We start from the raw sequence: 19,643 nt of genomic DNA on the forward strand, positions 1-19,643 counted from the left end.
TCACTCGGTCGCGCCGAACGGGAAGGTGTGCACGTACCGCATCGTCCAGCCGCCCGGCGACGCATGGTAGTCGCGTTCGTAGAGGTGGTCGGCCACCCCTTCGGCCGGCTCCTCCGGATGGCGCAGCACCCATCGCGGCGGCGGTGCGCCGTCCGGTCCGGCGGGAAGGTCCCGGGTCAGCTCGTCGGCCGGTCCGCCGACGAACCGTACGCGCACCGCGGCCACCGCTGCCCTCCGTCCGTCGACGCCCTCGCCGCGAAGCTACCCCGCCGCGGTGCGAACCCTCGGCGGTTTGCACAGCTCCGGGGCCGGGTAGCGGGACCGGAGGGCACCGGACGAGGCGAGGAGTGGGCGATGCGGACGCTGGGCGGGCGGTACGAGCTCGAACAGCGAGCCGGCCTGGGTGGCATGTCGGAGGTGTGGCGCGCGCACGACCGCGTGCTGGACCGGACCGTGGCGGTGAAGCTCATCTCGCCCGCGCTGGACGGCGACGCCGTTTCGGTGGAGCGCATCCGGGCCGAGGCGCGGTCGGCGGCGCGGCTGGTGCACCCGAACGTCGCCAGCGTGCACGACTTCGGCACCGCGACGCTGCCGGACGGGCGGCCGGTGCCGTACATCGTGATGGAGCTGGCCGAGGGCGAGACGCTCGCCGCGCACCTGCGGGGCGGTCCGCTGGACTGGCGCATCGCGGTGCGGGTCTGCGCCGAGGTGTGCGCCGCGCTGGCCGCCGCGCACGCGCACGGCATCGTGCACCGGGACGTGAAGCCGGCGAACGTGATTCTCACCCCGTCCGGGGTGAAGGTGCTCGACTTCGGCATCGCCACCCCGGCCGGGGCGCCGGACCACACACCGGACGGCATCGTGGTGGGCACCCCGGCGTACCTGGCGCCGGAGCAGCTCGACCGGCAGCCGGCCACCCCGGCCGCCGACATGTACGCCCTCGGTGTGCTGCTCTACTACTGCCTGACCGCTGAGCTGCCGTACGAGGCGGGCAGCACCACCCAGCTGCTCGGGTCGCGCCGCCGCCGCCGGCCGCCCCGCCCGCTGCCCGAGGTTCCGGGGCTGCCCGCCGAGGTGGCCGAGCTGTGCGGGCGCTGCCTCGACGACGACCCGTGCGCCCGGCCGACCAGCCCGATGGCCGCGCTGCTGCTGGCCGAGGCCGTGGACGCCCGGGTCTACGTGCCGATGACCGCGCTGCTGCCCCGGCAGCGCGTGCCGCAGGTGTCGCCGTGGACCAGCCGGGCCGCCGCCGAGGCCACCGAGGCGATGGCCGTCGACGCCGCGACCAGCGGCCGGATCCGCTGAGCACACGTACTGGCTGCTCGGGCGCGGTTTCGCCGCTCGGGGTCCGGGAACGCGGTCCGGTGAGTGACGGGAGGAACGCGATGCCGGATCCGAGTTCCTGGCTGGCCGAGACGGCCACGGCGACCGCGGCGGGCGGTCACGTACGCACCGACGACGGCGGGCTCTCCTCCGCCCTGGCGTCCCCGCTGGCGCCGCACTGCACCGGTCTGACGCCGGAGCAGCTCCTGGCCGCGGCGTTCGCCTCCTGCCTGCACCACGCGGCGGTGGAGGCGGCCGGGGAGATCACCGACGAGGCGCACACCGTGCAGGTGACCGCCGAGGCGAAACTGGGCCGCGACGACGACGGCCGCTACCGGGCCGACGTGCACGCCGAGATCTCCTCGGCGGGACTGACCCGCGACCAGCTGGCCGATCTGGTCGCGTACGCCGACCGGCTCTGGCCGTTCTCCAGCGGCGATCCGAGCCGGCACCGGCTCACCGTGACCCCGGCGGAGAACGGCCGGCACTGAGATCTCACCAGCGGAAGCCGGCGGTCACCGCCCGATGGTCGCTGGCCGGGGTGCGCAGCACCCCGGCGGCGGTCGGCGTGAGTCCCCGGTAGAGGACGTGGTCCGGGCGGGTGACCGGTAGTTCCGCCGGCCAGGTGAAGCCGAATCCCTGCCCGGCCTCGGCCTGCGCGTCGCCGAGCAGCCGGGTCAGCGGGTCGAAGACCCGGTCGGTGGTGGCGGTGTTCAGGTCGCCGAGCACCACGAGCCGGTCGGCCGGGTCGGCGCGTACGGCGTCGGCCAGCGCGGCGACGGTCTGGTCCCTGGTGGCGGTGTGCCCGGCCCGCGCGGAGCCGAGGTGGACCACGTACACGGCCAGGTCGCCCCGGGGCGCGGCCACGACGGCCCGCAGCGCGCGGTCCCAGCCCAGTCCGGTGTCCACGCCGTGCGCCTCGCGGATCGGCCACCGGCTCCACAGCGCGACTGTCGACACGACCGCCCGGTGCGGGTAGCGCTCGGCCAGCACCGGCGCCACCCGGTCGCCGTCGGCGACCTCCTGCAGCCCGATGAGGTCGGGGGCGTCGCCGGTGAGCGCGCCGACGGTGGCGGCCGGGTCGGGGTTGCCCACGCGCAGGTTCTGGCTGACCACCCGCACCGCGGCGCCGTCCGCGGCGGCGGCCGGGGGCAGCCAGGCGCGGCCGTAGAGCCCGGCCCAGACCAGGGCCGGCAGCAGCACCGCCAGCAGCGCCGGCCGGGAGCGGCGCAGCAGGGCGGCGAGCGCGAGCAGCGGTACGGCGATCCCGAGCAGCGGGGTGACGCTGTCCACCAGGCTGCCCAGGCCGTGGACGTTCGGCACCAGCCGGTGCCCGGCCAGCAGCAGCGTGAGCAGCACGGCGCAGACGACGACGATCGTGCCGCGGCGGCTGCGGGGGCCGGGCGGGCGCTCGTCGGTCATCCGCTCCGTCACCGTCGGAATCGTATCGAGCGCCCGGGGCGCCGCGCGGTGGCCTCACCATGATCGGCGGCGGCCGGCCGGATCGCGGCGAGTCGATTCGGCGGGTCGGTGGACCGCCGCCGGAGGCAGGCCGCCCGACCAGGGCACCCTCGGCCGAACGGTGGAACCGGGCGTTCACCGTCACCGGCTCGGCCCGACGTCCGCTTCGCACCGCCGAAACCGACATAGGCATTCTTTCGGGTACGCGAGGTTGGCGGTTTTCCTGATCCGCCACCCCTAATGCCACCCGCGAATCCGGCAGATTGTGGCGCATGCCACCAATCACCCCGATGGCAAAGGGCCGGAAGCTTTCTAGCCTCGGCGGGTGCACCCCGACCACCCCGATCATCAGCCGCTGCCCGCCAACCGCCCGGTTCGCCGAACGATTGACCCGGCATCAGCCGAACGGAGGGTGGGACGTCACCGCGCCCCGGAACCGCCACGGCGCGGCCCGGCCCGGTCCGTATCCGGCCGGATCGCGGTGGCCACCGGCGTCACCTGTTGCCTCGGCCTGATCGGCGTGGCCGCCGTCGGCGAGACCGGCCCGGCGCACCTGGAGGTACGCGAGGCGGTCGCCGACCGGGCCGCCGCCGACCAGCGCGCCTCCCGCGACTTCACCCGGGTCGCGCCGCCGGCCGCCGCGGCCCTGCCACCACCGGCACCGACGCCCAGCGCGACACCGACGACGAAGAAGCCGCCGCGCAAGCCCGTACGTGCCCAGCGCCCCCGGCCGGTCGCCGGCCTCGACCAGCGGCAGATGGACAACGCCAAGGTCATCGTCGACGTGGGGCGGGACATGAAGATGCCCCGCCGGGCCCTGGTGGTCGCGCTGGCCACCGCCATGCAGGAGAGCAACCTCTACAACCTGGCCAGCGACGTGCTGCCGGAGTCCTTCGACCACCCGCACCAGGGCAGCGGCTCCGACCACGACTCGGTCGGGCTGTTCCAGCAGCGCCCCAGCAGCGGCTGGGGCACCGTCGCCCAGCTCATGCGGCCGGCGTACGCGGCCCGCGCCTTCTACGCCGCGCTGCGCGAGGTGCCCGGCTGGGCGGACATGAGCGTCACCGCCGCCGCCCAGGCGGTGCAGGTGTCCGCCTACCCCGACGCGTACGCCCGGCACGAGGACCGCGCCACGACGGTGGTGGCGGCTCTGATCTGACCCGCGCGGGTCAGGCGGCGCTGCGACCGGGGCGCACACCCGCCGCGGCGGTGGGGGTGTCCACCGGCACCCGCTCGCCCCGCGCCCCGGCCAGGATCTCGTCGACCCGGGACTCCCGCCGGCGGCGCGCCAGCAGGGCCGCCTCGAACTCGCGACGCGCCCGCACGGCCTCGGCGTACGCCTCCTCCCGCAACCGACGGGCCTCCTCGCGCGCGGCCTCCAGCTCGGCGCGGGCCTGCGCGAGCAGCTCGGCGGCCTCCCGTTCGGCTGCCGACGGGCGGGACGCGCCCGTCTCGACCGGGGCGGTACGGCGATGCAGGAAGTCGCACAGGTGCAGGGCGTCCGACCGGATCTGGTCCCACTCCCGGCCGGCCCCGGCGGCACCCTCCGCACGCGCCGCCAGCCGCCTCAGGCGCAGGCTCAGCTCGTCCAGGCAGGCGTCCACCTGACGCCTGTCGTAGCCGGTCTCCACCACCGAGAACCTCATGCGTCGCCCCCCAGGCAGCCGGTCCGCGTCCCCACCAGCCGATCCTGCGGTCCGGGCACGGCCGGGCGCGGCCGTTCCCGCAAAATGTTCAGGATGCGGTGGCCCGGACTTCCGGCCCCTACGGGTGCTTCGGGAGCACGACCACCCGTCCGAAGAACTCGTCGATGCGGCGTACCACGTCGTTGAAGTCGTCCAGGTCGATCGGCTTGGTCACGTACGCGTTGGCCTGCAGGGTGTAGCTGCTGACCACGTCGGTGTCGGCGTTGGAGGTGGTGAGCACGACGATCGGGATGGTCCGCAGGCTCTCGTCACCCTTGACCTCGCCGAGCACCTGCCGCCCGTCCATCCGGGGCATGTTCAGGTCGAGCAGGATCACGTCCGGGCGCTGCGCCTCGGTGTGCCGGCCCTCGCGGCGGAGGAACTCCATCGCCTCCTGGCCGTCGGCGACCACGTCGATGACCTTGTCGACGTCCGAGTCGGCGAGCGCCTCCTCGATCATCAGGACGTCGCCCGGGTCGTCGTCCACCACCAGGATGCGAACGGGGCTGGGACTGTTCTGGCCCATCGGGTTACCTGCTTCGTGGTGAGGAGGGCGTCCGGCCGCACGGCCGGCTGCTGGCGGGGAAATGTACCGGATCAGGAGGCGGCCGACGCCGTCGGGTCGACCGTGTCGCGGTCGTGGTGGAGCACGTCCGCGAGCCCGGTCACCTGGAGCACCCGGGCGACCCGCCCGGTCGCCCCGGTGAGCCGCAGCCAGCCGCCGTCGGCGGCGGCGAGGTTGTCCCCCCGGACGAACGCCGCGATGCCGGTGGAGTCGCAGAACGTCAGCTCGGTGAGGTCGAGCAGCAGCTCGCGGTGCCCCTCGGCGATCACCCGGTCGATCGTCGAGTTCAGCTCGCCGGCTGTGCCGAGGTCGAGCTCGCCCGCCAGCCGGAGGCGGACGCCGCCCCCGTCCCGCTGGGCGTACGTGACGGTGAACGTCACCGTGGCCCCTCTCGCTCCCACCGCAGGCGAACCCTTGCAGTGGTGCAAGTATATGCGACGGCCCGTCGGGCGCCCGTCAGCGGCCCGCCGCCGCCAACCCGCCCACCAGGGCACGACCCCGCTCGATGAAGGCGGCCGCGCGCGGGAAGTCGCGCAGCTGTTGTCCATAGTGCTCCAGCGTCAGCCCGACCGCGCCGGCCGGCACCCCGCGGCTGACCAGGATCTCCACCAGCCACTCGACGAACCCGGTGAACAGCGTCGCGTCGTCCACGTAGAGCGCGGCGGCCAGGAAGTCCACGATGTAGCCGAGGTCGCTGATCGTGGAGTCGAGCTGCGCCGGCGTGTAGTCCGCCGTCGACGGCACCCGCTCCCGCAGGTCGGCCAGGGCGCTGTCGATCAGCTCGCCGCGCCGCTTGACCAGGCTGGCGTACTCGTCGTCGGCCAGGTGGTCCAGCCGCGCGGGCGGCGTCTCGCGCAGCGCCCGCTCGTCGGCCACCAGGTCCGCCGCGGACGGCGCGTCGGGCGCCCACGGCACACCGAGCACACGCGCCCACTGGCCGTCGTCACCGAAGCCCCGGCCACCGACCACCACCGGCACGTCGGAACGGCGGCACGCCTCCACCATCCGGTGCGCGTGCGGCAGCCGCATCGGCAGGGCGCAGGCGAGCGCCACCGCCTCCGCGTCGTAACGGTGCAGGTAGGACACCAGGTGCGCGGCCGGGACACTGGCCCCGAGGAAGATGACCTGCCAGCCGCGCAGCCGCAGCACCTCGGCCACCAGCCGGGCCGGCAGCGCGTGCCACTCACCGTCCATGCACGCCATCACGATCCGGCCCCGGGTCGGCCGGGGGTCGGCGTACGCGGCCACCGCGGCCACCACCCGCTCGCTGATGTGGGTGGCGGCGTGCTCCTGGGCCACGCTCCACTCGTTGCGGGCCCAGCGTTCGCCCACCTCGGCCTGGGCCGGGGCGACCAGGTCCAGCAGCACCCGCTCGGCCGGCACGCCCGCCTCCAGCAGCCCGCGGGCCACCGCCACCGCGGCGGACTCGTCGGCGTCGGCCAGGCACTCCAGATAGCTGGTGAAGGCGTGGCCCGGGTCGGCCCCGACGGTCGGCACGGTCACGCGGACAACTCCCTCGTTCGTTCGGTCACGTCCGGCACCGCGTGCAGATGCCGTGGCGTCCGCCCGGCCGGGCCGGTGGCTCGCAGCGCCAGCACCGCGATGTCGTCGTGGTCGCCGTGCGCCAGCCAGTCGCAGGTCACCTGCTCGATCCGCTCGGCGAGCGCCGGCGCGGGCATCCGGTGGCAGCCGCTCACCGCGTTGAGCAGCCGCTCGGCACCGAACTGCTCGTCACCGCGCCGGCCGCCACGCGCCTCGGTCACCCCGTCGCTGTAGAACAGGCACGTCTCCCCCGGCGCCAGGTGCACAGTCACCTCACCGATGCGGGGATCCGGCACCACGCCGATCAGCATGCCGCGCAGCGGCACCACCTCGACCTCGCCGGACTCCCGCAGCAGCAGCGGCGGGAGGTGCCCGCCGCCGGCCAGGGTCAGGGTCAGGCCGCCGTCGCGGTTCGGCCGGGCCACGCCGAGCACCATGGTGGCGAACCGGCCCTGCCCGTGCGCCTGCGTGGTCTCCAGCAACGCGTCGTTGAGCAGCTTCAGCAGCCGCCCCGGCTGGGTCTCGACCCGGTGCAACGCCTGCAGGCACTGACGCAGCTGGCCGGTGAACACGGCTGCCTCCACGCCCTTGCCCGACACGTCGCCGAGGAAGAACACCGAACCGCCGTCGGCGAGCCGGTGCGAGCCGTAGAAGTCGCCGCCGATGCGCAGACCGGCCTGCGCCGGCCGGTACGCGGTGCCCCACTGCACGCCGGTCGCGGCAACCGGCTCGACCGGCAGCAGGCTGGCCTGCAACGTGTCGGCGACCTCGGCCTGGTCGCGGTAGAGCATGGCGGTGGTCAGCGCCGCGCCGGCCCGGGCCGCGAACGCGCGGACCAGGTCCACGTCGGCCTCGTCGTACCAGCGGTCGGCGCGCCGGACCACCAGCAGCGCCCCGGCCGGTGCCTCCCGGCCGGGCAGCGGCACCACCCGCGCGGTGGCGCCGGAGGCGTCCAGGCCGGGCAGCCAGCCCGCCTCGGCCGCCTGCTCGACCAGCCAGTCCAGCTCGTGCGGCTCGGTGCCGGACAGGCCGGCCTCGATCGCGGCGGGCAGCGCCGGGGCGGGCAGCATCCCGCTGTCCACGACCGGCGCGCGGTCGTCCGCGCGTACCGCCCGCCACCAGCGGGCCCGGCCGGAGCGCGGGGCGAGCACCAGGACCGCCACGTCGGCCGCCGTGGGTACGGCCAGGCGCACCACCGCGGCGGCGGCCCGATCCGGGTGCAGCGGGTTGCCGAGCTTCTCGCCCACCACGGCGAGGAACGCCGATCGGGCACGTTCGGCCAGCAGCGCGTCGGCCCGGCTGACGCTCTCGGTGACGTCGTCGACGTACCAGCAGCGCCGGCGGTGGGACAGCGCGACCGGCCGGACGCGCAGCCGGCGCCCGTGGTGGGTGAACTCGGCCGGACCGTCGCCGCGCAGCGGGGCCGGGCCGGCGGCGGCCAGCAGCTCGCCGGGCGTCGCCTCGGGGATCAGCCGCTCCGCGACCGGGCTCACGTGCTGGACGACACCGTCGGCGTCGCAGACGACGAGGCCCTCGCGGAAGTGCTCGACCACCTCGGACCAGGTGGGGACGGTGCGGTCGCGGTCGGCTGCCAGCGGCGGCAGGGCGGACGGCACCGGCGCGGCGGCGGACCACGCCGGAGGCCGTGCGGCACTCGGCGTGGAGATCCGTCCGTCGCCCGGGTCGGCACCCCTGACGTCGGCAGCAGTCACCAGCTGAGCCCCACTCTCCTCGTCGGCACCCCGGGGCGCCGGACACGGCGCCTGTGGTCACGTCTCCTCGCCCACCCTACGCCGGTGTGCCGGGACCGCCACCCCACGGCGCTGCCGGCCCGCTCGCGCGTCCTGCGAGGTGACGGCGCTGTTGTTACGATTCTGTCATCCCGGCCCGACCGGCACCCCCGCGGAAAGGCGTGACGTGGTTTCTCAACGGAGAAGGCCCGAGGCGAGCCCGCTGAGCATCTCCGTGGATCGATCCGACCCGGCCGTCCCGGTGGTGGTGGTCGGCGGCGACCTGGCGTACGCCACGGCCGCCCCGCTGCGCGCCGAGATCGACAGGCTGCTCGCCGGGCGCCCGACGGCCCTGGTGTTCGACTTCGGCGACCTGCAGTTCATGGACAGCACCGGCCTGTCCGTGATCGTGCACGCCTGGCGGGAGGGCCAGCAGGCCGGCACCGCGATCGAGCTGCGCGCGGTGCCGCGGTTCCTGGAGACCATCCTCGACCTGACCGGCGTCACCGGTCTGCTCGACCGCTCGCCGGTCGACGACGCACCCGGCCACCTCGCGCCGGGTTCGGCCGCGTCCGCGTGACCCCGGGGGTTTCCCGCCGGTGCCCGGCTGGGAACATGGAAGCGTGCCCTCCCAGATGTTGACCATCGAGGTGGACCGGCTCGCCGCCGGCTCCGCCCGGGTGCGGCTGGCCGGGGAGCTGGACTTCGACACCGCGCCGGAACTCGTCGACGCCGTCGCCCACCTGCGCCGCGACGGTCACCAAGAGCTGGAACTCGACTTCGCCGGGGTGGACCTCTGCGACTCCTCCGGGCTCAGCGCGCTCGTGGTCATCCACCGCGCGGGCACCGGGGCGATCCGCCTGCTCAACCTGAACCCGCAGATCGAGCACCTGCTGGAGCGCACCGGCCTGGCCGAACTGCTGGCCGCCCCGCCGCAGGAGCTGACCGACGGGGCCCGCGAGGCGGGCTGACCGCACCGGCCCGCCAGGCGGACCGGCAGCCGGTCCCCGGACAGGGGTGGCCCCCGACCCTGGGACCAGGGGCCGGGGGCCGGGAGGATGGCTCAGGCGGCGGGCGCGGCCTGCCGGTGCGGCGCGTCGTCGCGCGGACGCCCCGCGAGCGGAGGCTCGACGTCCTCCGGCGCTCCGGAATCGGGAGTCTGGAACAGATAACGGACGAAGTCCCCGCTCATGTCGTCGTCGTCCGCGCCGGGCCACTGCCCGACACAGTCGACGCCGACCACCTCACGTCCGCTGCCGTCGTGGTGCTCCAGCAGCGCCCAGAGGGTCACCGGGTAGGAGCGGGTGGCGTCCGGGCCGATCCGCCAGCGGGCGTACCAGCCGGGACGGGCGGGGACGATCTCCACGATCCGTTTCATGTCGACCTGCCCTTCCGCGTGCGTCGGAAGTTGTCCGGTCCGTCCGAGCCTGCCGCCCGCCGGGGTGAGCGCTCCTCACCCGCAGCGAATGAAGCCTCCGCCGGGCGGTCCGCCGTTACCTTCCCCGCAGCGCCGGGAACGCGGTCGGCGCAAGCGCAACCGACCCAGGAACGAGGTGCGACGATGCGCAAGCAGATGGAGGGCGACAACCAGCGCCGCCGGGCCCTGGCCCGCGAGGCCCGTGAGCGAGGGCTGCGGCCGAGCCAGACCGGCGCCAGCCTGAGCGCGTCCAAGCAGGTCACCTCGCTGGACCAGCACGACCGGTCCGGCCCGCCGCCGGCCGGACGGCACAAGCCGGACAGCACCCGGGGTGGCCCCGCGCCGCCGCCGGTCGCCGTCGCGGAGCAGCAGCGCCCGCTGCCGGACCCGGCACCGTCACCCGGTGTCTCGATGGGCTACCGGGAACTCGTCGACGACGTGAGCCGGCGCGCCGGGGTGGACTTCACCACGGCCAAGGTCGCCGCGGAGGGCACCGTGCTGGCCCTGGCACAGGCGCTGGACGAGGCGGAACGGGAGCGGCTGCTGGAGGCGGTGCCGCTGACCCTGCACGACGTGGTGCCGGTGTACGGCATGGAACCCCGCCGCGACCTGCCCGGCTTCCTGGCCGAGGTCGGCCGGTACAGCCGCCTCACCCCGGAGCAGGCGCGCTACCAGGCCGAGGCGACGCTCGCCGCGCTCGCCGAGGCCGACGCGGATCTGGTCGAGTCGCTGCGCGTACCCGACGAGTTGCGTGACCTGCTCGGGCCGACCGACTTCGGCGGCGGCCTGGTGGGCGCGTCCTCGGCCACCGCGCCGCTGACCGAGGCGGAGCTGCGCGACGCGCTCGCGACGCTCCCCTACTGGTCCAGCGACAGGCGCTCGCTGGTGCGCACGATCGAGCTGCCCGGCGGCAACCTGGACCGGGTGCTCGACCGGCTGGACCGGCTCAAGTCCGACGTCGGGCGGTCGCCGCAGATCGGGCGACCGGACCCGGACAACGCCGTGCTGACGGTCCGGACCCAGCAGGTCGACGGCGTGACGGCGGCGGACGTGGACCTCGCGCACCGCGTGGACGCGGCGATCGACGAGGCCGGCGCCGGAATGGCGGCCGGCTGACCCGGCGGCGGAACGGCCCCGGCCCCACGCGGGCCGGGGCCGCCCGTGGCCGCGCGGTACCGTGTCCCGCCGTGGATCACGACGACACCGAGACCCTGGAGATCGTGGTGGACCCGGCCCGCCCGTCCGGGCGCACGCTGCTGGCCGACGGGGTCGAGCAGTCGTACGTGGACGTGGCCGACCCCCGGTACCTGCACTTCGAGTACGTGCGACGGATCGCCGCCGCGGTCGACCTGGCCGCCCCGCGGGGTACGGCGCTGACCGCGCTGCACCTCGGCGGGGGCGCGCTGACGCTGCCGCGCTGGCTCGCGCGTACCCGGCCCGGCTCTACGCAGCGGGTGATCGAGCGTCATCCGGGCGTGGTCGAGCTGGTCCGGCGGAAGCTGCCGCCGTTGCCGCCGGAAGTCGTGGTGGCGCTCGGCGACGCCCGGGAAGCGGTGGCCGAGGAGCCGCCCGGGGCGTACGACGTGGTGGTGGCCGACGTGTACCGGGCGGCCCGGATGCCGCCACAGGTGGCCGCCGTCGAGTTCGCGGCGCGGGTGGCCCGGGTGCTGCGCCCGGACGGCCTCTATCTGGTCAACCTCACCGACCTGCCGCCGCTGGCGCACACCCGGGCGCAGGTCGCCACGCTGCGGGCGGTCTTCGCCGACGTCTGCCTGGTCGCGGACCGGCGGATGCTGCGCGGCCGCCGCTACGGCAACGTGGTGCTGGCCGCCTCGCCCGCCGCCGACCGTCTTCCGGTACGCCGGCTCGCCGCCCGCGTCGCCGCCGACCCGGTGCCCGGCACGGTTCTGCACGCCGCGACGCTCGACGCGTTCGCCGCCGGTGCTCTCCCGGTCACCGACGCCGACCTGGGCTGAGCCGGTTTCCGCCACGGCGCGGCGGGTAGCCGCGCCGGGTGAGCACCGCCGAGGACCGGTCCACCGCGCGCCGGACGCTGATCGTGATCGGTCTGGTCCTCGCCACCGCGGCCGGGCTGGCCCTGGTCTGGGCCACCCGGCGGGTGCTGGTGTGGGGACTGGTGGCGGTGTTCTTCGCGGTCGCCCTCAAGCCGCTCGTGGACCGTCTGGAACGTCGGGTACGCCGCCGCGCGCTCGCCACGCTGCTGGTGTTCCTCGCCGCGTTCGCGCTGTTCGCCGCCGTGGGTGCGCTGATCGTGGTGCCGCTGGTGGACGAGGTGGGCCGCTTCGCCGACCGGGCGCCGGAACTGGTGCGCGAGGCGCAGGCCGGGCGGGGACCGCTCGGGCGGCTGCTGGAGCGCTTCCACCTGCTCCGGTACGCGGAGCCCGGCCAGCTGCGCCGCTACGGCGCCCGGCTCGGCGACCCGACGGTCGGGGTGGTCCGGAGCGTGGCCCAGGCGGTCGCCGCCCTGGTCACCGTGGTGGTGCTGGCGTACCTGATGGTCCTGGAGGCGCCGAAGATCGTGGCCGCCACGCTGCGGCTCACCGGCGACGGCCCGGCCGCGCGGCTGCGGCGCATCGGGCGGGACTCGTCCCGGATCGTCACCGGCTACCTGAGCGGCAACCTGCTGATCAGCGTCATCTGTGGCGGTCTGACCTTCGTCGTGCTGTTCCTGCTCGGTGTGCCGTTCGCCGCGGTGATCGCGCTGGCGGTCGCCGTGTTCGACCTGATCCCGCTCGTCGGGGCCACACTCGGGGCGATCGCCGCGGCCGGCGCGGCGTTCCTGCACTCCCCCACCGCCGGGATCGTGGTGCTCGTCTTCTTCGTGGTCTACCAGCAGGTGGAGAACCATCTGCTGCAACCGGTCATCATGGCCCGCGCGGTCCGGTTGAATCCGCTGACGGTGCTGGTCAGCGTGCTGCTCTCGGTCGAGCTGGCCGGCCTGGTGGGGGCGCTGCTGGCGATCCCGGCGGCCGGTGTCGCGCAGGTGCTGCTGCGCGAGTTCGTGCCCGCCGGGCGGGCGGCCCTGCCGCGGCCCGCCGACGGCGACCAGGCGGACACCGGCCCGGCCGGCGGGTCGACCACGGCGGAACGGCCGCCGGCCGGCGGGTGAGGGCCGGCCGGCGGGTGCGCGTGCGGCTCAGCGACGGCGGGCCAGCTCCGGCGACTCGCTCTCCAGCGGCACCGCGTTCCCCGGGACCAGCCCGAGTTGCACGGCGGGCCGGGGCAGCGTCGCGTCCAGCGCCCAGTCCGCGGCGACCCGGGGCCGGTTGCCCGGCATGGCGAGCAGGTGGTAGCCGCGGGTGACGGCCTTGGCGGGCAGACCGGCCAGCGGCACCTTCAGCGGGTTCGCCGCCGCGTCCTTGCCGCCCAGGTCCACCACCCAGCCCAGGTCGTGGTGCTTGTACGACTTGCGCACGCCCTGCCCGTAGGAGGCGGCGATGTTGTGCGCGGCCAGCTTGCCCTGCCGCTGGGCGTGCTGCGCGGTCATCGCGCACACCTGCCCGGGGCGGGTCGGGTCGGGCACGGCGGCGGCGTCGCCGCAGGCGAACACCTCCGGGTAGCCGGGGACGTTGAGGAACTCGTCGACCACCAGCCGGCCCTTCTCGGTGCGCAGCCCCAGGTCGGCCACGAACGGGTCGGGGCGTACGCCGACGCACCAGATGAGGCTACACGTCGGGACGTACTCGCCGTCGGTGAGCATCACCCCGTCCGGCGTGGCCTCGGCGACCGAGGTGCCCATCCGCACGTCCACACCGCGTTTGCGCAGCACCCGGTCGGCGGTGACCGACATCCGCCGGTCCAGTTCGGGCAGCACCCGGGGCGCCACGTCCAGCAGCATCCAGCGCGGCCGGACCTTCAGGTGCGGACGCTGGGCCATCAGCCGGTCGGTGAACAGCTGCCCGTGCGCGGCCACCTCGGTGCCGGTGTAGCCGGCGCCGACCACCACGAACGTGGAGCGGGCCCGCTGCTCGGCCGGGTCGTCGGTCAGCTCGGCCAGCTCCACCTGCCGGACCACGTGGTCGTGCAGGAACAGCGCCTCGGGCAGGCCGCGGAAGCCGTGGGCGTACTCGGTCACGCCGGGGATCGGCAGCAGCTTGTTGACGCTGCCGACGCTGAGCACGAGCCGGTCGTACGCGAGCTGACCGTGGTCGCCCTCGATCGAGCGGTAGCCGACCCACCGGTTCTGCAGGTCGACCCGGTCCGCCTCGCCGACCACCACGCGGACGCCGTCGAGCGTGCCGGCGAGCGGCACGGCGATCCGGGTCGGCTCCACCACTCCGGCCGCCACCTCGGGCAGCAGCGGCAGGTAGAGGAAGTAGTCGGTCGTGTTCAGCAGGACGATCTCGGCCCGGTCGCGGGCCAGCCGGCGCAACGTCTTGGCCGCGTGGTACCCGGCGAACCCGGCCCCCACGATCACCACACGTGGTTTCGTCATGCCTTCTGCCGTTCCCGGGCAGACCTGCGACAAACGTACCCATGATCCATCCATCGGCAGCTATATGGACATTCCTCGTGATCGGCGCGAGGATGCCGGGATGGGAAACCACGAGAACGCCGAGGGTCGACCCACGAGGTCCAGCCGGCGTACCTTCCTCACCGCCTCCGCCGCGGCCACCGCCGCCGCCGTCGCCACCCCGCTCACCGCCGCCCCGGCCGCCGCCGCGACCGGCGCTCCCCCGGGCCCCGGCCGTCCGGCCCGCCCACAGCGGCCCGACCGCGAGCTGACCGCGCTGCTGCGCGAGATCGACAGCCGCCGGATCGAGGCCGTCGTGCGCCGGCTCGCCGCGTTCGGCACCCGCCACACCCTGTCCAGCCAGACCGATCCGGTACGCGGCATCGGCGCCGCCCGCGACTGGATCCACGCCCAGCTCTCCGGGTACGCGGCCGCGTCCGGCGGCCGGATGACCGTCGAACTGCAGTCGTACGTGCAGCAGCCCGCCTCCCGCATCCCCGTCCCGACCACCATCACCAACGTGGTGGCGACAGTGCGCGGTGACGTCACGCCCGAGCGGGTGTACGTCATCACCGGCCACTACGACTCCCGGGCCACCGACGTGATGGACGCGGTCAGCGACGCGCCCGGCGCCGACGACGACGCCTCCGGCGTGGCGGTGGTGATGGAACTGGCCCGGGTGCTGTCCACCCGCCGCACCGAGGCCACCATCGTGCTCGCCGCCGTCGCGGCCGAGGAGCAGGGACTGTACGGCTCGGCCTACCTCGCGTCGCAGCTGAAGGCCGCCGGCGCCGACGTCCAGGCAATGTTCAGCAACGACATCGTCGGCAGCAGCACCGCCGACGACGGCACCCGCGACCCGCGTACCGTGCGGTTGTTCGCCGAGGGCGTGCCGACCGCCGAGACCCCGGCCGAGGCGAGCGTGCGGCAGTCCGTCGGCGGCGAGAACGACTCGCCGTCGCGGCAGCTCGCCCGGTTCGTCACCGACGTCGCCGAGAACTCCGCCACCGGCATGGACGTGCGCGTCATCTACCGGCGGGACCGCTACCTGCGCGGCAGCGACCACATCTCGTTCCTGCGCGAGGGCTGGCCGGCCGGCCGGTTCACCGAACCGAACGAGGACTTCGCCCACCAGCACCAGGACGTGCGGGTCGTCGACGGGGTGCAGTACGGCGACCTGCCCGAGTTCTGCGACTTCGGCTACATCACCCGGGTGGCCCGGGTGAACGCCGCGACGCTGTGGTCGCTGGCCCAGGCGCCCGGCACGCCCAAGGGCGTCACAGTGGTGACCACGAACCTGACGAACGACACCACGCTGCGGTGGCAGCGCGGGCCCGAGCCGGACCTGGCCGGCTACGAGGTGGTGTGGCGGGAGACCACCGCCGACCAGTGGCAGAAGGTGCTGCCGGTCGGCGACGTCACCGAGGTGACCGTCGACCTGTCCAAGGACAACGTGTTCTTCGGCGTACGGGCGGTGGACCGGGACGGGCACCGCAGCCCGGTCGCCTTCCCGAAGCCCGGCAGCTGAGGCCGGACGGTCACCGCCCCGGCGCCGGGTCCACCACGTCCGGGGCGGTGATCGCCCACCGTTCGTGGTCGCGCCACGCGCCGTCGATGAACAGGTAGTCCGGGGAGAACCCCTCCAGCCGGAAGCCGAGCCGGCGCGCCAGCCGCTTCGACGGCTCGTTGCCGGGCTGGATGTTCGCCTCCAGCCGGTGCAGACCGAGCGGCCCGAACGCGTACTCGATCACCAGTCGCACCCCGGCCGAGGCGTGCCCGGTGCCCGCGTACGGGCGGAACGCCGCGTACCCGAGGTATCCGCCGCGCAGCGCGCCCAGCACGATGCCGCTGATGTTCGCGTACCCGGCGATCTGCCCGGTGGCCCGGTCGCAGAACAGGAACCCGGAGCTGTCCCGCCCCCGGATCTTGCGCAGGTACGCCGCATAGCGCTGGGCGTCATCGGGCGCGGACAGCCACGGATGGTGCAGGTCCCGGCTGCGCCGGACGGCGGCCACGAACTCGGTCTCGTCGGCCGGACGGGGGCGGCGGATGGCGACGCGTCCGTCGCTGCGCAGGTATCGCACAGCGCCACTCTCCGCCACCGCGTCCACCCCACCCCACCCGGGGTGCATGCACTCCCCGCCCGCCACCCACCGCCGGAGTTCGTCTCCGCACCAGCGCCCACTTCCGGCACGACCTCCCCGCGCGACGCCGCTTCCGCCTCACCCCAAGGCGGCCCGGAGATCTTGGTAGGAAACGGCCCCCAGAGGGGCCCTTCCGCACCAAGATCTCCTCCGCTCCCATCATGTGGCCCACCGGTCTCATTTCGCGGAACGATGCCTGGTAGCCCAGCAGCCGGCATCCGTCGACTCCTGCGCCGCCAGCCGTGCCGGACCGATACCTGCGCGATCTTGCACTTGGCGCCCCCCGGGTGCCCGCTTCGCGAGGTTCGCCGGGGCTCAAACTGCAAGATCGCGTGGGCGGGCGGGTCCATCCGCGCCTCGGGCGGGAACGTCCGCGCCCGGTCGGGGGGTTCGGTGCCGATGTCGGGTTCGCGGCGCCGGCCTGGCGGGGCTGTGGTTGGCGCCACCGTGAGGGTGGAATCGGTGGCGGGCGCGGGGCGTTGTACATGGCTGACAGCCCAGGTACCAGGTCGAGCGCCGGACACCGGCCCGCCGAGGCGCCCGGATTGGTCAGGGAATCGGCCCGGCCCGGTCGTCGTTACATCCCCGAGCGACGGGCACCGCCGTCCCGGAGTGACCCCGGCCCGCCGGCCGTTACATCCCCCGGGTCGAGCCGCGAGGCCACGCCGCCGGACAGGCCCCGTCGGGTCGCGCCGACCCGACCGGGAGCCACGGTCGACGGGAATGACCCCGGCCCGCCGGTCGTTACATCCCCGAGCCGCGCAGAGCAGGCCCCTCCGGGTCGCCCGCGTGCCGCCCGTCCGACGGGCACCCCTCAAGACTTTCCCCCTTCGCGGCACCCCCTGCCGCGTATCCCCCACTTCAGGGAGGCAACCATCATGGCTACCACTCTGCTGCGCAAGACCGTTCTGACCGCTGCCGGTGTCGTCGCCACCGCTGGTGGCATCGCCGGCCCCGCCATCGCCGCCCACGCCGCCCCCACCACCGGCACCACGAGCGTGGTCGCCGACCGTAAGAGCGGTCCTGGCGAGCGGGAGCTGGACGTGCGCTACGAGGCCCAGCCCAACTTCTACTTCTGCGGCCCCGCCGCCGCCCGCAACGCGCTGAGCGTGCAGGGCAAGAACATCGACGTGCACGCCATGGCCAAGGAGATGGGCACCACCGAGGCCGGCACCAACTCCATCAACGACATCACCCCCGTGCTGAACAAGGAGACCGGCGCGAAGGACGCCTACAAGTCGGTCGAGATCAGCACCCCCAAGGCCGACGACAAGCAGACCGACAAGCTTCGCGCCGACGTGGTCAAGACCGTCGACGCCGGCCGGGCCGTGGTCGCCAACATCGCCGGCACCGCCACCGACACCGACGGCACCACCCACTCCTTCGAAGGCGGCCACTACATCAGCGTCATCGGCTACCGCGACGACGGCCACACCGTCACCATCGCCGACAGCGCCGACCCGAACACCGCCACCTACCGCATGAGCATCGACAACCTCGCCGACTGGATCGCCACCCGCGGCTACAGCACCAGCTGACCAACCGCACCACCCCGCCGCGCCCACGGGTGCAGAGCAAGAGCAAGACGCACGCGGAAGGGCCCGACCCCCACCATAGGGGCCGGGCCCTTCGGCGTGTCCAACGGCTGCCTGCCGGTCATCTCGCCGTCACGCCGGTGTCGTCACCCGGACGGCTCGCTCCACCACGCTGGGTCGCACCGGATCGTCCGGGCGACCGCGAAGGAGCAGCAGTGGCAGCAGCCGAGGAGGCGGCGAGCCGCCCCGACGTGAGCGTGGTCGTGCCTGTCTACAACACGCTGCGGTACCTGCGGTCCTGCCTCGACTCGGTGCTGCGGCAGACGATCGGCCCGGACCGGATGGAGATCGTGGCGGTGGACGACGGGTCCACCGACGGCAGCGGCCGCCTGCTGGACCGGTACGCCGCGAAGCACCCCGGCACGGTGCGGGTGGTTCACCAGCCCAACTCGGGTGGCCCCGCCTCGCCCTGCAACCGGGGACTGGACCTGGCCACCGGCCGGTACGTCTTCTTCCTCGGCTCGGACGACCGGCTCGGCCCGGAGGCCCTCGAACGTCTGGTCGCCGCCGCCGACCGGTACGGCTCGGACGTGGTGCTCGGCAGGGTGGTGGGGGTCAACGGGCGGCACGTCTTCTCCGACGTGTTCGCCGACGGCAACGCGGTCGACGTGAGCCTGTTCGACTCGGCGCTGCCGTGGTCGCTGGCGAACACGAAGCTGTTCCGGCGCGACCTCGTGGACCGGCTCGGGCTGCGGTTCCCGGAGGACATGCCGGTGCTCAGCGACCAGCCGTTCACGCTCGCCGCCTGCTACCACGCGCGGCGGGTCTCGGTGCTCGCCGACTACGACTACTACCACGCGGTACGCCGGCTGGACGCCCGCAACATCACCTACCACAGCCGGGTGGAGCAGCGCCTGGTCAGCGTGGAGCGGCTCTTCGCGTACGTGGCCGGCCTGATCCCCGCCGGGGAGCGCCGGGACGCGGTGCTGCACCGCCACGTGGGCCTGGAGCTGGCGAACCTGGTCGGCGACGACTTCCGGCACCTGGACCGGGCCACGCAGGAGCGGGTGCACGCGACGGTGGCGCGGCTGGTGCGGCGGCACGTCACCGGTTGCCTGCGGGACCGGCTCGGCATCGAGGCGCGGCTGCGCCTGGGCGCGGTGACCGCGGGCGGGGTCGACGACCTGCTGGCGGTCATCGAGCAGGACAGCGACCGGGGCGTACCGGCGACGGTGTTCGCCGGCGACCGGTGGCACGCGGGCTACCCGGGCGCTCCGGCGCCGTGGACCGACGTGACCGACGTGCGCGCCGACTGGCTGGCGCGACTGGACACGGTCGACGTGAGCTGGGCCGACGGGCACACGCTGACGGTGACCACGCGCAGCCCGTACCCCCGGTTCGCGACCGAGGCCGGGCCGGTGCGGATGCTGGCCGGCCCGGTCGTGGGCGCCACCCGGATGGACGCCGGGGACCCGACCGGCCGCACGCTGCGCACGGACTTCGCGCTCGACCGGCTCCTGGCCACCGGCGGGCAGCGCCATCCGGTCCGCGCGGAGGTGGACGGCGGGCACGGGCGCGGTGGGGCCGCGGTGCGCGCCCCACGGCTCGCCGCCGGACGGCCCCGGCTGCTGCGGCACGGCGCCCGGCTGTACGGCGTCGCGGCGACCGTCGACCCGCGCAACGGTCAGCTCGTGCTGTCGGTGGTGCCGGTGACGGTGGGGCAGCTCGTCGGGCGGCTACGCCGGCGCGGGCGGCGCGGACCGGAAG

Annotated in this window: 20 protein-coding genes and 1 pseudogene; 11 read left to right on the forward strand and 10 right to left on the reverse strand. The window is 74.7% G+C overall.

The window, feature by feature from the left end; all coding sequences use genetic code 11:
* Positions 1-225, reverse strand: coding sequence for a hypothetical protein (locus O7607_RS28620; RefSeq protein WP_269706553.1), 225 nt, complete (start codon positions 223-225; stop codon positions 1-3).
* A gap of 129 nt (positions 226-354) precedes the next feature.
* On the opposite strand from O7607_RS28620, the gene O7607_RS28625 reads away from it, so the two are divergent.
* Positions 355-1,305 carry a serine/threonine-protein kinase gene (locus O7607_RS28625; protein ID WP_269706554.1) on the forward strand — a complete coding sequence of 317 codons (951 nt, stop codon included), beginning with the start codon at positions 355-357 and terminating at the stop codon, positions 1,303-1,305.
* An 80-nt stretch (positions 1,306-1,385) separates the two neighbouring features.
* Positions 1,386-1,814: an OsmC family protein gene (locus O7607_RS28630; RefSeq protein ID WP_013285994.1), complete on the forward strand. Its 429-nt coding sequence runs from the start codon at positions 1,386-1,388 to the stop codon at positions 1,812-1,814.
* A 4-nt stretch (positions 1,815-1,818) separates the two neighbouring features.
* On the opposite strand, the gene O7607_RS28635 is transcribed toward O7607_RS28630, so the two are convergent.
* Positions 1,819-2,757 carry an endonuclease/exonuclease/phosphatase family protein gene (locus O7607_RS28635; RefSeq protein WP_269706555.1) on the reverse strand — a complete coding sequence of 313 codons (939 nt, stop codon included), beginning with the start codon at positions 2,755-2,757 and terminating at the stop codon, positions 1,819-1,821.
* Positions 2,758-3,109: 352 nt separating this feature from the next.
* On the opposite strand from O7607_RS28635, the gene O7607_RS28640 reads away from it, so the two are divergent.
* Positions 3,110-3,943 (forward strand): hypothetical protein, encoded by an 834-nt coding sequence (locus O7607_RS28640; protein ID WP_442929506.1) that lies wholly within the window; start codon positions 3,110-3,112, stop codon positions 3,941-3,943.
* A 10-nt stretch (positions 3,944-3,953) separates the two neighbouring features.
* Here the strand turns inward: O7607_RS28640 and O7607_RS28645 are convergent, their stop codons facing one another.
* From O7607_RS28645 to O7607_RS28665, 5 genes are all read right to left on the reverse strand, one after another.
* Complete coding sequence (locus O7607_RS28645) at positions 3,954-4,430, reverse strand: ATPase (RefSeq protein WP_269706557.1); 477 nt, start codon at positions 4,428-4,430, stop codon at positions 3,954-3,956.
* Between the two features lie 118 nt (positions 4,431-4,548).
* Positions 4,549-4,995, reverse strand: coding sequence for a response regulator (locus tag O7607_RS28650; RefSeq protein WP_269706558.1), 447 nt, complete (start codon positions 4,993-4,995; stop codon positions 4,549-4,551).
* A 71-nt stretch (positions 4,996-5,066) separates the two neighbouring features.
* Complete coding sequence (locus O7607_RS28655) at positions 5,067-5,414, reverse strand: STAS domain-containing protein (RefSeq protein ID WP_269706559.1); 348 nt, start codon at positions 5,412-5,414, stop codon at positions 5,067-5,069.
* 76 nt (positions 5,415-5,490) lie between these two features.
* On the reverse strand, positions 5,491-6,537 hold the full coding sequence (locus tag O7607_RS28660; RefSeq protein WP_269706560.1) for a cobalamin B12-binding domain-containing protein: 1,047 nt from the start codon (positions 6,535-6,537) through the stop codon (positions 5,491-5,493).
* Positions 6,534-8,288: a PP2C family protein-serine/threonine phosphatase gene (locus tag O7607_RS28665; RefSeq protein ID WP_269706561.1), complete on the reverse strand. Its 1,755-nt coding sequence runs from the start codon at positions 8,286-8,288 to the stop codon at positions 6,534-6,536. The genes O7607_RS28660 and O7607_RS28665 overlap by 4 nt, the downstream gene beginning before the upstream one ends.
* 253 nt (positions 8,289-8,541) lie before the next feature.
* Between O7607_RS28665 and O7607_RS28670 the strand changes: the two genes are divergently transcribed.
* Both O7607_RS28670 and O7607_RS28675 read left to right on the forward strand, forming a co-directional pair.
* Positions 8,542-8,886: an STAS domain-containing protein gene (locus O7607_RS28670; RefSeq protein WP_269706563.1), complete on the forward strand. Its 345-nt coding sequence runs from the start codon at positions 8,542-8,544 to the stop codon at positions 8,884-8,886.
* 43 nt (positions 8,887-8,929) lie between these two features.
* On the forward strand, positions 8,930-9,277 hold the full coding sequence (locus tag O7607_RS28675) for an STAS domain-containing protein (RefSeq protein ID WP_269706565.1): 348 nt from the start codon (positions 8,930-8,932) through the stop codon (positions 9,275-9,277).
* A 92-nt stretch (positions 9,278-9,369) separates the two neighbouring features.
* On the opposite strand, the gene O7607_RS28680 is transcribed toward O7607_RS28675, so the two are convergent.
* Positions 9,370-9,684 carry a hypothetical protein gene (locus O7607_RS28680; RefSeq protein ID WP_269706566.1) on the reverse strand — a complete coding sequence of 105 codons (315 nt, stop codon included), beginning with the start codon at positions 9,682-9,684 and terminating at the stop codon, positions 9,370-9,372.
* Positions 9,685-9,867: 183 nt separating this feature from the next.
* On the opposite strand from O7607_RS28680, the gene O7607_RS28685 reads away from it, so the two are divergent.
* From O7607_RS28685 to O7607_RS28695, 3 genes are all read left to right on the forward strand, one after another.
* Positions 9,868-10,839, forward strand: a complete 972-nt coding sequence (locus O7607_RS28685) for a DUF2267 domain-containing protein (protein ID WP_269706567.1) — start codon at positions 9,868-9,870, stop codon at positions 10,837-10,839.
* Positions 10,840-10,910: 71 nt separating this feature from the next.
* The gene (locus O7607_RS28690; protein WP_269706568.1) at positions 10,911-11,699 is read left to right on the forward strand and encodes a spermidine synthase; all 789 of its coding nucleotides are present in this window, start codon (positions 10,911-10,913) and stop codon (positions 11,697-11,699) included.
* A gap of 38 nt (positions 11,700-11,737) precedes the next feature.
* Positions 11,738-12,853 (forward strand): AI-2E family transporter, encoded by a 1,116-nt coding sequence (locus O7607_RS28695; protein WP_269706569.1) that lies wholly within the window; start codon positions 11,738-11,740, stop codon positions 12,851-12,853.
* A 27-nt stretch (positions 12,854-12,880) separates the two neighbouring features.
* Here O7607_RS28695 and O7607_RS28700 read toward each other — a convergent pair whose 3' ends face one another.
* The gene (locus O7607_RS28700; protein ID WP_269706570.1) at positions 12,881-14,179 is read right to left on the reverse strand and encodes an NAD(P)/FAD-dependent oxidoreductase; all 1,299 of its coding nucleotides are present in this window, start codon (positions 14,177-14,179) and stop codon (positions 12,881-12,883) included.
* A 100-nt stretch (positions 14,180-14,279) separates the two neighbouring features.
* On the opposite strand from O7607_RS28700, the gene O7607_RS28705 reads away from it, so the two are divergent.
* The gene (locus O7607_RS28705) at positions 14,280-15,725 is read left to right on the forward strand and encodes a M20/M25/M40 family metallo-hydrolase (RefSeq protein WP_269706571.1); all 1,446 of its coding nucleotides are present in this window, start codon (positions 14,280-14,282) and stop codon (positions 15,723-15,725) included.
* A gap of 10 nt (positions 15,726-15,735) precedes the next feature.
* On the opposite strand, the gene O7607_RS28710 is transcribed toward O7607_RS28705, so the two are convergent.
* Positions 15,736-16,281 (reverse strand): GNAT family N-acetyltransferase, encoded by a 546-nt coding sequence (locus O7607_RS28710; protein WP_269706572.1) that lies wholly within the window; start codon positions 16,279-16,281, stop codon positions 15,736-15,738.
* Between the two features lie 938 nt (positions 16,282-17,219).
* On the opposite strand from O7607_RS28710, the gene O7607_RS28715 reads away from it, so the two are divergent.
* Positions 17,220-17,879: a C39 family peptidase gene (locus tag O7607_RS28715; protein ID WP_269705018.1), complete on the forward strand. Its 660-nt coding sequence runs from the start codon at positions 17,220-17,222 to the stop codon at positions 17,877-17,879.
* Between the two features lie 212 nt (positions 17,880-18,091).
* Positions 18,092-19,627, forward strand: a pseudogene (locus tag O7607_RS28720) (glycosyltransferase family 2 protein); the annotation flags it as partial.
* Between the last annotated feature and the right edge of the window lie 16 nt (positions 19,628-19,643).

This window comes from Micromonospora sp. WMMA1949 (genome assembly GCF_027460145.1).
GTDB lineage: Bacteria > Actinomycetota > Actinomycetes > Mycobacteriales > Micromonosporaceae > Micromonospora.

Coding starts and splice junctions, on each gene's coding strand:
- O7607_RS28625 (WP_269706554.1), top strand. CDS start 355: ATGCGGACGCTGGGCGGGCGGTACGAGCTCGAACAGCGAGCCGGCCTG.
- O7607_RS28630 (WP_013285994.1), top strand. CDS start 1,386: ATGCCGGATCCGAGTTCCTGGCTGGCCGAGACGGCCACGGCGACCGCG.
- O7607_RS28645 (WP_269706557.1), bottom strand. CDS start 4,430: ATGAGGTTCTCGGTGGTGGAGACCGGCTACGACAGGCGTCAGGTGGAC.
- O7607_RS28650 (WP_269706558.1), bottom strand. CDS start 4,995: ATGGGCCAGAACAGTCCCAGCCCCGTTCGCATCCTGGTGGTGGACGAC.
- O7607_RS28680 (WP_269706566.1), bottom strand. CDS start 9,684: ATGAAACGGATCGTGGAGATCGTCCCCGCCCGTCCCGGCTGGTACGCC.
- O7607_RS28685 (WP_269706567.1), top strand. CDS start 9,868: ATGCGCAAGCAGATGGAGGGCGACAACCAGCGCCGCCGGGCCCTGGCC.
- O7607_RS28700 (WP_269706570.1), bottom strand. CDS start 14,179: ATGACGAAACCACGTGTGGTGATCGTGGGGGCCGGGTTCGCCGGGTAC.
- O7607_RS28705 (WP_269706571.1), top strand. CDS start 14,280: ATGGGAAACCACGAGAACGCCGAGGGTCGACCCACGAGGTCCAGCCGG.
- O7607_RS28715 (WP_269705018.1), top strand. CDS start 17,220: ATGGCTACCACTCTGCTGCGCAAGACCGTTCTGACCGCTGCCGGTGTC.